Origin of the sequence: Streptomyces sp. NBC_01016 (genome assembly GCF_026341035.1) — a bacterium.
Classification (GTDB): Bacteria; Actinomycetota; Actinomycetes; order Streptomycetales; family Streptomycetaceae; genus Streptomyces.
Genome location: NZ_JAPEOQ010000002.1, coordinates 675,599 through 688,931, shown reverse-complemented (window position 1 = coordinate 688,931; position 13,333 = coordinate 675,599). Strand labels below are relative to the sequence as shown.

At 71.0% G+C, this 13,333-nt stretch carries 10 protein-coding genes; 5 read left to right on the top strand and 5 right to left on the bottom strand.

Features of this window, described 5'->3' with window-relative positions:
• Window positions 1-29 precede the first annotated feature (29 nt).
• Window positions 30-1,502, bottom strand: a complete 1,473-nt coding sequence (gadC, locus tag OG746_RS29855) for a glutamate/gamma-aminobutyrate antiporter GadC (RefSeq protein WP_266720298.1) — start codon at window positions 1,500-1,502, stop codon at window positions 30-32.
• Window positions 1,503-1,571: 69 nt separating this feature from the next.
• Here gadC and OG746_RS29850 point away from each other — a divergent pair, with 69 nt between their 5' ends.
• Together OG746_RS29850 and OG746_RS29845 are read left to right on the top strand one after the other, a co-directional pair.
• Window positions 1,572-2,018, top strand: coding sequence for a DUF6153 family protein (locus OG746_RS29850; protein WP_266720296.1), 447 nt, complete (start codon window positions 1,572-1,574; stop codon window positions 2,016-2,018).
• Window positions 2,019-2,097: 79 nt separating this feature from the next.
• Window positions 2,098-3,747 (top strand): multicopper oxidase family protein, encoded by a 1,650-nt coding sequence (locus OG746_RS29845; RefSeq protein WP_266720294.1) that lies wholly within the window; start codon window positions 2,098-2,100, stop codon window positions 3,745-3,747.
• Between the two features lie 72 nt (window positions 3,748-3,819).
• On the opposite strand, the gene OG746_RS29840 is transcribed toward OG746_RS29845, so the two are convergent.
• The 4 genes from OG746_RS29840 to OG746_RS29825 all read right to left on the bottom strand — a co-directional run bounded on the left by OG746_RS29840 (window position 3,820) and on the right by OG746_RS29825 (window position 8,788).
• A complete protein-coding gene (locus tag OG746_RS29840; protein WP_266720292.1) occupies window positions 3,820-5,037 on the bottom strand; it encodes an MFS transporter in 1,218 nt (405 codons plus the stop codon).
• Between the two features lie 120 nt (window positions 5,038-5,157).
• A complete protein-coding gene (locus OG746_RS29835) occupies window positions 5,158-6,177 on the bottom strand; it encodes an endonuclease/exonuclease/phosphatase family protein (protein ID WP_266720290.1) in 1,020 nt (339 codons plus the stop codon).
• A 235-nt stretch (window positions 6,178-6,412) separates the two neighbouring features.
• Window positions 6,413-7,069 carry a TetR/AcrR family transcriptional regulator gene (locus tag OG746_RS29830; protein ID WP_371590771.1) on the bottom strand — a complete coding sequence of 219 codons (657 nt, stop codon included), beginning with the start codon at window positions 7,067-7,069 and terminating at the stop codon, window positions 6,413-6,415.
• Window positions 7,070-7,153: 84 nt separating this feature from the next.
• Entirely contained in the window at window positions 7,154-8,788 is a 1,635-nt protein-coding gene (locus tag OG746_RS29825; protein ID WP_524540494.1) for an MFS transporter, read from the bottom strand.
• Window positions 8,789-9,060: 272 nt separating this feature from the next.
• Between OG746_RS29825 and panB the strand changes: the two genes are divergently transcribed.
• From panB to OG746_RS29810, 3 genes are all read left to right on the top strand, one after another.
• The gene (gene panB, locus OG746_RS29820) at window positions 9,061-9,948 is read left to right on the top strand and encodes a 3-methyl-2-oxobutanoate hydroxymethyltransferase (protein ID WP_524540542.1); all 888 of its coding nucleotides are present in this window, start codon (window positions 9,061-9,063) and stop codon (window positions 9,946-9,948) included.
• A gap of 1,494 nt (window positions 9,949-11,442) precedes the next feature.
• Entirely contained in the window at window positions 11,443-12,465 is a 1,023-nt protein-coding gene (locus tag OG746_RS29815) for an efflux ABC transporter ATPase subunit, DrrA-related (RefSeq protein ID WP_266720286.1), read from the top strand.
• On the top strand, window positions 12,462-13,301 hold the full coding sequence (locus OG746_RS29810; protein ID WP_266720284.1) for an ABC transporter permease: 840 nt from the start codon (window positions 12,462-12,464) through the stop codon (window positions 13,299-13,301). Before OG746_RS29815 ends, OG746_RS29810 begins: the two co-directional genes overlap by 4 nt.
• Window positions 13,302-13,333: the final 32 nt, after the last annotated feature.

Below are 13,333 nucleotides of genomic sequence, written 5' to 3'. Positions count from 1 at the left end.
CGGGTGGGCGCTCACCTCGCCGCCGGGGCTCAGGACTCCGAGCCGATCGCCGGGTCGCGGTGGTCCGGGTGGATCCAGCTCGGCTTGCGGAACTTGAGGAACGCGACCGGCGCCGCGACGCCGAGGACGAGCAGACCGCCACCGACGATCAGCAGATAGCGCCACAGCGGCCCGGTGTCGTACTGGTCCGGCGGTACGAAGCCGATCACGAGCGCGAGCACCGAGGCCACGAACCCGATGCCCGCGACGGCGGTGACGGCCGGGACGACGAAGCCGCGCGGCACGTCCGGCTGCGAGCGCCGCAGCCGCACCACGGCCACGAACATCAGCAGATACGCGACCAGATAGATCTGGATCGTGATGACGGAGAACATCCAGTACTGGCTGGAGACGTTGTCGCTGAACGCGTAGAGGACGCCGATGAGCGTCGTGAGCACGCCCTGGGCGATCATCACGTTCTGCGGCACGCCGTACTTGTTGAACTTCTGTAGGACCGGCGGCAGATACCCCTCCTGCCGGGACAGCAGCACGAGCCCCTTGGCCGGCCCCGCGAGCCACGTCAGCATGCCGCCGAGCGCCGCGCACACCAGCATCACGCCGACGATCCTCGTCATCCAGCCGACCCCGAAGTGGTCGAAGAACGCCTGGAACGCCTGCATAAGGCCTGCGGTCAGGCTGAGTTGCTTCGCGGGCATGACCCAGCTGATCGCGAGGGCGGGCAGGATGAAGATCAGGAGTACGAGTCCGGTGGCGAGGAAGATCGAGCGCGGGTACTCGGCGCGCGGGCTGCGCAGCGACGACACGTGCACACCGTTCATCTCCATGCCCGCGTAGGACAGGAAGTTGTTGACGATGAGCACGAGGCTGGCGAGGCCCGTCCACGGCGGCAGCCAGTGGCTCGAGTCCATGGGGGCGGCGGACGGGTTGCCCTGCCCGAGGAAGACGATCCCGAGCACGACGAGCACGACGCCGGGGATGAGCGTGCCGATGATGAGCCCGAGGGACGACAGGCCGGCGATGGTCTTCGTCCCGCGCGAACTCACGTACACACCGGCCCAGTACAGGACGACGATGCAGATCGCGACGTACAGGCCGTTCTCGGCGAGGCTCGGGTGGATGACGTACGCGAAGGTGGACGCCACGTAGGCGAGCAGGCTCGGGTAGTACGCGATGGTCATGGCGAACTGGCACCACACGGCGATGAACCCGAGCGGCTTGCCGAGCGCCTCGCTGACCCAGCGGTAGATGCCGCCGGTCCAGCCGGAGGCCAGTTCGGCGCCGACGAGGGCGGTGGGCAGCAGGAAGACGACGGCCGGGAGCAGGTAGAGGAAGACCGCGGCGAGTCCGTACAGCGCCATGGAGGGCGAGGGCCGCAGGCTGGCGACGGAGGCCGTGGTCATCAGGCCGAGGGTGACCCAGGAAATGAACTGCCGGCGGGTGCCGTCGTCCGGCGCGACCGATTCCACCGATTCCCCGTGCCCCGAATTGTCCGTTGTCGTCATGGGCTCATGATCGGCTCGGGGCGGGGAGGGCGCACGTCGCGGGATACCGGTAGGGGGTAGGGTGCGGGCATGGCGAGGACGAGGAGCGGCACGGGGCGGTGGCAGCGGTTGCTGCTGTTCGCGGCGCTGCTCTTCGGGATCGTGGTGATGCATACGTTGGGGCATCCGTCGGGGCATCCGTCGGGGCATCCGTCGGGGCATTCGGCGGGGCGCGACGGGGCGATGCCGATGGGGAGCGCGCACGTCGCGATGGCCGAGCTCGGTTCCCCGCACGGCTCCGCCGCCACGGTTCACGAGCGCCCCGACTCCCCCGGCCACGGCGGCATGGATCCGCTGAACGTATGCCTGGCGGTGCTCGGCTCGTTCACGCTGCTGTTGCTGACGGCGGCGGTGCTGCGCCCGCTGCTCGTGGCGGCGGCTCCGGGACCGCGCGCCCGCGGACTCTCCTTCGCCCAGCGACCCAACCCGCCACCTCCCCGAGGACTCCTCTCCCGGCTGTCGGTGCTGCGCATTTAGGCCTGCGCACGGTTTCGCGCGCCTGAATCGCACCACACCCATCAACACCGACAGTTACCGACAGTTGAGGTACTCACCCATGCGCAAGCAGTCCCTTCCGCATGCCCCGGCCCGGCGCACCTTGCTTGGGGCGGCGATCGCCGCCGCCGGCACAGGAGCCCTGGCCGCCTGCTCCCCCGGCGCTTCGCCCGGCCACAACGGCCACGGCGCGTCCGGATCCGCATCCGGCGGCGGCTACGTCGACCCGGCGGGCGAGGAAGTCGCCGCCGCCGAACGGAAGCGCTCTGGGGGCGGCCGGGTCCGCGAGGTCCGGCTCACGGCCGCCGCGACCCGGCTCGACCTGGGCGGCCGCACCGTCAAGTCCTGGTCGTACGGCGGCGATCTGCCCGGCAAGGAGGTCAGGGTCACGGCCGGCGACACCCTCGCCCTCACCCTCGCCAACCACCTCCCCGAGCCCACGTCGATGCACTGGCACGGCATCGCGCTGCGCAACGACATGGACGGCGTACCGGGCCTGACCCAGAAGTCCGTGGCACCCGGCGCCGACTTCACGTACCGCTTCAAGGTCGCGCACCCCGGCACGTACTGGTTCCACCCGCACTCGGGCACGCAGCAGGACCGCGGCCTGTACGCGCCACTGATCGTGGAGGACCCGAGGGAACCCCTCTCCTACGACAAGGAGTGGGTGGTCGTCCTCGACGACTGGGTCGACGGGGTGGCCGGCTCGACGCCGGACGCGGTGCTGAAGGAGCTGCGCTCGGGGATGGACCACGGGGACGGCTCCGGCAGTTCGGACGGCGGCCACTCCGGCCACGACATGCCGGGGATGGAGGGCACGTCGATGCACTCCGGGGAGTCGTCCCCCGCACCCTCGATGGAGGGCCCCTCGATGAAGGGGCCGTCCCGCATGATGATGGGCGCGAAGAGCGACCTCCTGGGCGGCGACGCGGGTGACGTGAAGTACCCGCACTACCTCGTCAACGGCCGTACGCCCGCGGCCCCTTCATCGTTCAAGGCCCGCCCCGGCGACCGAATCCGGATCCGGTTCGTCAACGCGGGCGGTGACACGGCGTTCCGCGTCGCGCTCGGCGGCCACGAGATGACGGTGACGCACACGGACGGCTTCCCGGTGCGGCACGCGAAGACGGAGGCGCTGCTGCTCGGGATGGGCGAGCGGTACGACGTGCTGGTCACGGCGGGCGACGGGGTGTTCCCGCTGACGGCGCTCGCGGAAGGCAAGAAGGCGTCGGGCCTTGCGGTACTGCGCACGGACTCGGGCTCGGGTTCGACACCGGCCCCGTCCGTACGCCCCAAGGAACTGGACGGCCGCCTCCTCACGGCGGACAAGCTCCGCCCGGCCGACTCGGTGGCCCTCCCCTCCCGCAAGCCGGACCGCACGATCAGGCTCCGGCTGACCGGCGGGATGGCCAAGTACGACTGGGCGTTCAACAAGAAGCCGTACGACCCGGACGAGCGCTACCCGGTGCGCGCGGGCGAGCGGGTCCGCCTGGTCTTCGCCAACTCGACGTCGATGTGGCACCCGGTCCACCTGCACGGCCACACGTTCTCCCTGCCGAACGGCCCCCGCAAGGACACGGCGATCGTCCTCCCGAACCGCACCCTGACGGCCGACTTCGACGCGGACAACCCCGGCCTGTGGATGCTCCACTGCCACAACGTGTACCACTCGGAGGCGGGCATGATGACGGTCCTGGGCTACCGGCACTGACCACCGCACATGACTGAGGGGCGGGACACACGCCTGTGTCCCGCCCCTCAGCCGCGCCGTTGGCGGCGCCTGTCAGCGCCGCACCGTCTCCTGCTCCGTCGGGACATGGGAGGCCACCAAACGACCCGGTGTGGCCGTGGCGCGGCCGCGGTCCACCGCGTACGCGAGCGAGGCGACGGCCACGCCGAGGACGGCGAGGGCTGCGCCTGCGAGGGCCGGGGAGGTTACGGCGAAGCCGGCGGCGAGGGTGAGGCCGCCGATCCAGGCGCCGCCGGCGTTGGCCAGGTTGAAGGCTGCCTGGTTGGCGGACGAGGCGAGGGAGGGGGCCGCGGAGGCCTTCTCCATCACGATCAGCTGGAGCGGGGAGCCCGTCGTGAACGCCGCCATGCCGAGGAGGAAGACCGCGAGCGCCGCGCTCCACTCCGTACGCATCAGGAGGGGGAAGAGGGCGAGGACCACGGCCAGTGAGGTCAGGCCGCCGAACAGCGTGCGGCGCAGGGAGTGGTCCGCGAGGCGGCCGCCCATGAGGTTGCCGATGGTGGCGCCGAGGCCGAAGAGCGCGAGCAGCAGGGTCACGGACGCGTCCGCGAAGCCCGCCGCGTCGGTGAGCATCGGCGTGATGTAGCTGTACGCGGCGAAGAGCGCGCCGAAGCCGGCGACCGTCGTGCCGAGCGCGAGCCAGACCGGGAGGGACTTCAGGGCGCGCAGTTCGCCTCGCAGACCCGCGGCCGTCTCGCCGTGGCCGTGGTCCGCCGGGACCAGCGCAAGCAGCGCCGCGATCGCGACGAGCCCGATCGCGCTGACCGCGAGGAACGTGGCGCGCCAGCCCAGCTGCTGCCCCATCGCCGTCGCGGCGGGCACGCCGACGACGTTGGCGATGGTCAGGCCGAGGAACATGAGCGAGACCGAGCGGGCCTTGCGTTCCGGCGCGACGAGGGACGTCGCCACCACCGCGCCGACGCCGAAGAACGCCCCGTGCGGCAGCCCGCTCACGAAGCGGGCGAGCATGAGCGAGTGGTAGTCGGGGGCCGCCGCCGAGACCGCGTTGCCGACGACGAACAGCGCCATCAGGCCGATGAGGACGCGGCGGCGCGGCATCCGCGCGGTGACCGCGGCGAGCAGCGGCGCGCCGATGACCACACCGAGCGCGTACGCGGAGACGAGGTGTCCGGCATCCGGGATCGATATGTGCAGGTCGTCGGCGACATTGGGCAGCAGGCCCATGATGACGAACTCGGTCGTGCCGATGCCGAAGGCGCCCACGGCGAGCGCGAGCAGGGCGAGGGGCATGAAGGAACTTTCGGGTAGCGAGGGGGAGGTAGGTACGTAAGTTTACGTACGGAACAAAGTCTCGCCCATCGACTATTCCGTGAGGTTAAGGCGCCGTGACGAGCGGCGAACCGCTGAACGTCACAAGTCCACGCGCGCCGCGATCGGCAGATGGTCGCTCCCGGTCGCCGGCAGCGTCCACGACGTGACCGGCTCCACACCCTTGACCATGATCTGGTCGATGCGCGCCATCGGGAACGCGGCCGGCCAGCTGAACCCGAAGCCGCTGCCCGCCGCGCCCTGCGTGGACCGCATCTGCGCGGTGACCCCGTTCAGGGCGCGGTCGTTCATGGTGCCGTTCAGGTCGCCGAGGAGGACGACCTTCTCGATCGGCTCGTCGGCGATCGCCTCGCCGAGCGCGTCCGCGCTCTTGTCGCGCTGGCTGGCGGTGAACCCGGAGTTGAGCTTCACGCGCACCGACGGCATATGGGCGACGTACACCGCGACCTTGCCCTGCGGCGTCGCGACGGTCGTGCGCAGCGCCCGCGTCCAGCCCAGCTTGATGTCGACGGCCTGGGTGCCGGAGAGCGGGTACTTGCTCCACAGCCCGACCGTGCCCTGGACCGTGTGGTAGGGGTAGGCCTTCGCGAGCGCATCCTGGTACGACGGCAGCGCCTGCGCCGTCACCTCCTCCAGCGCGATGACCTGCGCGCCGGACGCGGCGACGTCCTTCGCGGTGCCCGCCGGATCGGAGTTCTCCGCGTTCACGTTGTGCGTGACGACGGTCAGATCGCCGCCGCTGCCCGTCTTGTCGGTGAGCAGCCCACCGAACAGGTTGAACCAGACGATCGCCGGGGCCAGCACCGCGATCACCGCGGTCGCCGACCTCCGTACGAGGCCCAGGACGAGCAGCACCGGAATGAAGACACCCAGCCACGGCAGGAACGTCTCGATCAGGGAGCCGAGGTTGCCGACGGTGTTGGGGATCTGCGCGTGCAGCACCATGACGAGCGCCAGCAGGATCGCGAGCACCGCGAGGACGATGCCGCGCCGCCAGTAACCCCGGTCGCCCAGCGGTCGGCCGCCCTGACGCCGGAACCGGGCCCCGGGTCCGGTGGTCCCGGTTCCGCTGCTGTCGCCGCCCTTGTACGCCTGCGCCATGCCGTCGTCGCCTCACTGCCTGCCGTGCCCGCTGCCCCCGCCAAACAGTAGGCGATGAGCAGCGGCTTTCCGTTCCGTCACGCCCGCGCTGCCGAGCGCGGACGTCAACGTCTCTACGACCACGGTGACGTACGCGGTGGCGTGCTGAGTTCCGTACGACCGGCCCGGAAGGGACGCTGTGACGAAACCCGCACATCGGCCACCTGACATCGACACCCGGCACGGATGCCCGGCGTCAGTGACCGGCGCGCAACCCCGCCAGCACCGTATCGACGATCCGCTCGGCCAGGTCCTCCGCCAGCGGCGCGTCGGACCGCATGACCGTGCGCAACAGCATCGGCCCGGTGAACAGATCCGCGGCGAACTCGACGTCCGTACCGGCCGGCAGCTCCCCGTCGGCGACCCCGCGCCGCACCACGTCGTGCGTCGCGCGCCGCCGCGGGTCCACGACGAGCTCGTGGTACGCGTCCCAGAGCCTCGGCAGGGTCTTCATCTGCGCGAGGACGTTGTGCAGCAGGGCGGAGGTGCGCATGCTGAGGCCGCGCCTGCGCATGTGCTCGAGGATCCGGACGAGGTCGTCGCGCATCGAGGTGCCGGGCAGTTCGGAGTCCGGTTCCTCGATGGAGGCGACGACGTCGACGAAGAGTGCCTCCTTGCCGCTCCAGCGCCGGTAGATGGTGGCCTTGCCGACGCCTGCGGTGCGGGCGATCCGCTCGATGGACAGCTCGGTGAGCGGCACGCCCTGTTCGAGGAGTTGGATGACGCCCTCGATGATCGCCTGCTCGACGGCCTCGCTGCGCGGACGGCCGCGCGCGGGGGCGGCAGGCGCCGGGGCCCCGGGGATCCTTCGCCGCCGCGTCTGCCCCTCGGCCCGTTCCGTGCCCGCGTCCACCGCGCTCCGCCTTTCGCCGCGCCCCGGGCCCCGCCGCTGTGGCGGGCCCCGGCGCATTCTCTCAACCAGCAGGTCAGTGGCGGATCAGTGGCCCGCGCCGACCTTCTCCGGCTGCTCGCCGCTCTGCCCGGCCGGCGGATCCTTGGGCTTGCGCGGCAGGAACAGGCCGGTGAGGACGGCGCTGAGCACGGCGACGCCCGCACCGCACAGCGCGGTGATGTGCATGGCGTTCACGAAGGAGTCATTGGCCGCGCCCACCAGCGCCTCGCCGCGCGGCCCGAGCTTCTCGGCGACACCGAGCGTGGCCTCGATGGACGCGCCCGCGGCGTCCCGGAGTCCGGCGGGCAGCGGCAGCAGCTGGTCCTCGATCCCGTTCTTGTACGCGGTGGACAGCACCGAGCCGAGCACGGCGATACCGAGCGCGCCGCCGACCTGACGGAAGGTGTTGCTGAGCGCGGAGGCCGAACCCGCCTTCTCGCGCGGCAGCGACTGCATGATGACGACGCTGGTCGGCGTCATGACGTGGGCCATGCCCGTGCCCATGAAGAAGAAGATGACCTCCATGATCCACATCGGGCTGTCCTCGTCGAGCAGGGTGAACGCGGCGAGCATGGCCGCGAGCAGCACCAGGCCCCCGGTCGTGGTGACGCGCACGCCGAGCCGGTCGACGACGAGCCGGGCGCGCGGCGCGAAGATCAACTGGGCGGCGGCGAGCGGCAGCAGGAACGCGCCGGTCTGCAACGGCGAGTAACCGCGCACGCTCTGGATGTAGAAGGACGCGAAGAACGTGACGCCCATCATCGCGAAGAAGACGAGCGCGATGCCGGCCATGGCGGCCGAGAACACCTTGTCCTTGAAGTAGTTGATGTCGAACGACGGGTGGTCGCTGCGCTTCTCGTAGAGCACGAAGGCGACCAGGACGGCGAGGCCCGCGGCGATGGTGGCGAGCACCTGGGGGCTGGTGAAGTCGCCCTCGTCGCCGCCCTTGATGATCCCGTAGACGAGCAGCACGAGACCGACGACGGACAGCACGACGCCGACGAGGTCGACCCGGCCGGGTTTCGGGTCCCTGGAGTCCGGCACGAGCGCGAGCATCAGCACGATGGCGATGATCACGATCGGCACGTTCACGAGGAAGACCGAGCCCCACCAGAAGTGGTCGAGGAGCAGTCCCCCGGTGATCGGCCCGATCGCGATGGCGAGCCCGACGCCGCCGGCCCAGATGCCGATGGCCTTCGGCTGCTCGTCCCGCTCGAAGACGTTCATCAGGACGGCGAGCGTGGCCGGCATGACGAAGGCCGCGCCGAGTCCCATCACCGCGCGGAACGCGATGAGTTGGACCGGCGTGCCGGACTCCGCGGCGAGCGCGGAGCCGAGGCCGAAGACGACGAGGCCGCCGATGAGGACCTTCTTGCGGCCGATGCGGTCGCCGAGCAGTCCCGCCGTGAACAGCAGGCCCGCGAAGACGAGCGTGTACGCGTTGATGGCCCACTCGAGCTCGCTCTGCGAGGCGCCGATGCCGATGGGCTCGGGGGTCGAGATCGTCTTGATCGCGACGTTCAGGATCGAGTTGTCGAGGACGACGATCAGCAGGCTCAGCATGAGCACGCCGAGGATCACCCATCGACGGCGGTGCACGGACTCGGGTACGCGGGACCCCTGGGAGTCCCGGAAGTCCTGGGAACCCTGGGAGTCCTGAGGGGCGTCAGGAGTGGTCATGCGAACGACCCTAGACCAATTCCGATACGGAACCGTCTCGTATTTAAAGTCTCGGGGAAAGCCTTGCCGAGGCTTTACGTGGACGGGGCACGGGTTCGGTGGGGGCCTGGCGCGGGATCGGGATGGGGCCTGGCGCGGGGGCGGCACGCGGTGCCACCATGGAGGCGATCCGGGGACGCCGTCAGGGCGCCTCGAGACGACATGAAGGAGCCGTTGCGATGACGCAACCCACAGAGCTTTCGGCTGCCCAGAACACCCAGAAGACCCAGAACATCCAGCAGGCCCAGCAGGCCCAGCAGGCATCGAACGACCAGAGCGCGCAGAACGCCCAGAAGTCCACCGTGCTGTACGGGGGCAAGGGCTCGCGGCGGGTCACGGTCCGGGACATCGGCCTCGCCAAGGAGCGGGGCGAGAAGTGGCCCATGCTCACCGCGTACGACGCGATGACGGCGTCGGTCTTCGACGAGGCAGGCATCCCCGTGATGCTGGTCGGCGATTCGGCGGGCAACTGTCACCTCGGGTACGAGACGACGGTGCCGGTCACCCTCGACCAGATGGTGCTGCTCTCGGCGGCGGTGGTACGCGGCACGTCCCGCGCGCTGATCGTCGGCGACCTGCCCTTCGGGTCCTACCAGGAAGGGCCGACGCAAGCGCTGCGCTCGGCGATGCGGCTGGTGAAGGAGGCCGGGGTCGGGGCGGTGAAGCTGGAGGGCGGCGAGCGCTCGCACGACCAGATCAAGCTGCTCGTCGACGCCGGGATCCCGGTCATGGCGCACATCGGACTGACTCCACAGTCGGTCAACACGCAGGGCTACCGGGTCCAGGGGCGCGGCGAGGAGGCGGCGCAGCAGTTGCTGCGCGATGCCAAGGCCGTCCAGGACGCGGGGGCGTTCGCGGTCGTCCTGGAGCTGGTTCCGGCGGAGCTCGCGGCCGAGGTGACGCGCACCCTGCACATCCCGACCGTCGGCATCGGGGCCGGGGCCGGTACGGACGCGCAGGTCCTGGTCTGGACGGACGCGCTCGGCCTCACCGGCGGGAAGATGCCGCGCTTCGTGAAGCAGTACGCGGATCTGCGGGGCGTGATGTCCGACGCGGCGAAGGCGTTTGCGGAGGACGTCATCGGCGGAACGTTCCCTCAGGAGGAGCACTCCGTCCACTGAGCCAACCCGGTACGACCGCGGCCCGCCGAACTTCCCCCATCGGCGGGCCGCGCTGTGCTCCGCGGGTGACCGGGGGGGTGGGGGCGGCGCCGCGGGTGGTGGCGCGGGGGCGGCGCCGGGCGGTGGTGCGGGGCGGCGTCGGGCAGTGGCACTGGGGCGGCGCAGGGCAGTTCCGGGCGGTGGCGCAGGGGCGGCGTCGGGCAGTGGCGCGGGGGCGGCGTCGGGCAGCGCCGGGCGGTGGCGCAGGGGCTACGGGGGCCGTCCGGGGTGGGAGGTCTGCGGAGGCCGGGGCGAACGGGGCCGCGGGAAGTGACGGCGTCCCGGGGCGCCGGGCGGTTTCTCGCCGCTGGGCGACTCTTCGTTCTCTTCTCCCCTCCGTGCCTGCCTCCTTTCCGTGCCTGCCTCCTTTCCTCCGCTCATCTCCCACCCACCCGCCCCCTCCGGGGGCGTCGGCCACGCGCTGCCGGGCCTCCACCGGGACCGCTCCCCCGGCCCCGGCGAAGTTGCGCCCACGGGGCTCCGCCCCGGACCCCGCGAGTCTCGTCCCAAAGCGGGGCTTGATTTGCGCCGCCCTTCCGGGACGTGAGCCTCACGGGGCGCCGCCGCCCCATCTTGGGCAACTTGATTTGCCCGCCCCTCCGGGACGTGGCCTCACAGGGTGCCGCCGCCCCACCTCGGGCAACTTGATTTGCCCGCCCCTCCGGAACCTCGGCCTCACAGGCTGCCGCCACCCCGCCTCGGGCAACTCGATTTGCCCCACCCCACCGGAACGTCCGCCTCACGGGGTGCCGCCGCCCCGACTTGGGCAATCTGCCGCCTGGGGCGGCAGGGTGGGCAAGGCGGCCCACGGCACCGCACACCCATCACGACAGGCACCGACCCCGGCACCACCCCCGGCCCGGCCGAAGCCCCCGGAGGGGGCGGGCGGCGGGAGATGAGCGAGGACCGGCACAGCCGCAGAAGGGACTGTGCCGCACCGCCCCTCCGGCACGTCCGCCTCACAAGGTGCCGCCACCCCGCCTCGGGCAACTCGATTTGCCCCACCCCACCGGAACGTCCGCCTCACGGGGTGCCGCCGCCCCGACTTGGGCAATCTGCCGCCCAGGGCGGCACCGTGGGCAAGGCGGCCCCCGGTGCCGCGCACCCATGACCGAAGGCGCCGACCCCGGCACCGCCCCCGCCCCGGACGGGCCGAAGCCCCCGGAGGGGGCGGGCGGCGGGAGATGACCAAGGACCGGCACAGCCGGAGGAGGGACGGTGCCGCGTACTCGTACCGCGGACGCCTGACCCGGCATTGGCCCGCGCCCAAGCGCCGCCCCGCCGAAATGAGAGATGGGCGGGGACCGGCGCAGTCAGAGAAGGAGCGGTGCCGCCTGCCAGTGCCGTAGGCGTCCACCACCAACCCGCCCCCCCTGTCGGCACCGTATCGGCGGCAGCCACCCGTTGTCGGTCGGGTGTCGGTGGGTTGTCGGTGGGGGCTGACACCTTGAGGGCATGACGCGAATCGACAAGAACTCCCTGAGCGACCGACCGGTCGCCGTATCCGTGAGGGGACTGGTCAAGCACTACGGCGCGACCAAGGCCCTGGACGGCGTGGACCTGGACGTACACGAGGGCACCGTCATGGGTGTCCTCGGTCCGAACGGCGCCGGCAAGACCACCCTCGTCCGCTGCCTCTCCACCCTCATCACCCCCGACGCCGGCACGGCGATCGTGGCGGGCTACGACGCGGTGCGCCAGCCCCGCCAGCTGCGCCGCGTGATCGGCCTCACCGGCCAGTACGCCTCGGTCGACGAGAAGATCTCCGGCCGGGAGAACCTGTACATGATCGGGCGGCTGCTCGACCTGTCCAGGAAGGACGCCAAGGCCCGCGCCGACGCCCTGCTGGAGCGCTTCTCGCTCACGGACGCCGCCGGCCGCCCCGCGAAGACGTACTCCGGCGGTATGCGCCGCCGCCTCGACCTCGCGGCGTCGATGATCGGCCGCCCGCACGTCCTCTACCTGGACGAGCCGACGACCGGCCTCGACCCCCGTACGCGTAACGAGGTGTGGGAAGAGGTCCAGAACATGGTGCGCGACGGCGTCACCGTCCTGCTCACCACCCAGTACATGGACGAGGCCGAGGAGCTGGCCTCCGAGCTCACCGTCGTCGACCACGGCAAGGTCATCGCGCGTGGCGGCATCGACGAGCTCAAGGCGAGGGTCGGCGGCCGCACCCTGCGGATCCGACCGGCCGACGAGCTGGAGCTGCGCCCGCTGGCGCACGCGATAGACGACATGGGGCTCACGGGCCTCGCCACCACCACCGTGGACACCCACTCCGGGTCCGTCCTGGTCCCCGTACTCAGCGACGAGCAGCTCACCGCCGTGGTCGGCGCGGTCACCGCGCGGGGCATCACGATCGGCTCCATCACCACCGAACTGCCCAGCCTGGACGAGGTGTTCCTGTCCATCACCGGCCACAAGGCCTCCGCTCCGGAGGACGCCAGGCCCGAACTCGAGGAGGCCGCCGTATGAGTGCCACCACCCTTGCCGCTCCCCCTGCGGCCCCCACGATCACCGTCGAGGCCGACCCCAAGATCGGCCTGAGTGGCCATCTGCGTCACACGGGCGCGCTGATCCGCCGCAATCTGCTGTGGATCCGCAACGACCCGGAGTCGATGATGGACGCGGTCCTGATGCCGATCGTCTTCACGCTCCTGTTCGTGTACGTATTCGGCGGCTCGATCGGCTCCGCGATGGGCGGCGGCCAGGACGCGTACGTGCAGTACGTGATCCCCGGCATGGTCGCGATGATGAGCATGAACATCGCGCAGGGCGTCGGCACCGGCTTCAACGAGGACTTCCAGAAGGGCATCATGGACCGCTTCCGGTCCCTGCCCATCGGCCGCGGATCGGTGCTCATCGCCAAGGTGGTCGTGGAGATGCTGCGGCTCCTCGTCGCCACCACGGTCCTGATGATCGTCGCGCTGCTCGTCGGATTCGACATCACCAGCTGGGCCGGTCTGTTCGGTGCCATCGGCCTGACCGCGCTGTTCGGCTCCGCCCTCATGTGGATCTTCCTGACGCTCGGCGTGGTCATGAAGAGCGCGCAGGCCGTGCAGGCCATGGGCTTCCTGGTGATGATGCCGCTGCAGTTCGGCTCGTCGATCTTCGCGCCGACCAAGTCGATGCCGGGCTGGCTGCAGGCCTTCACCGACTGGAACCCGATCTCGTCCCTCGCGGACGCCTGCCGCGGAATGATGGTCGGCGGCCCGGTCGCCCACGACCTGTGGGTGACCCTCGGGTGGACGGCAGTGCTGACGGCCGTCATGGCGCCGATCGCGATCCGTAAGTTCACCACCAAGAGCTGACCCCGCGCAGAACGGGTCCGGGCGACCGGGTC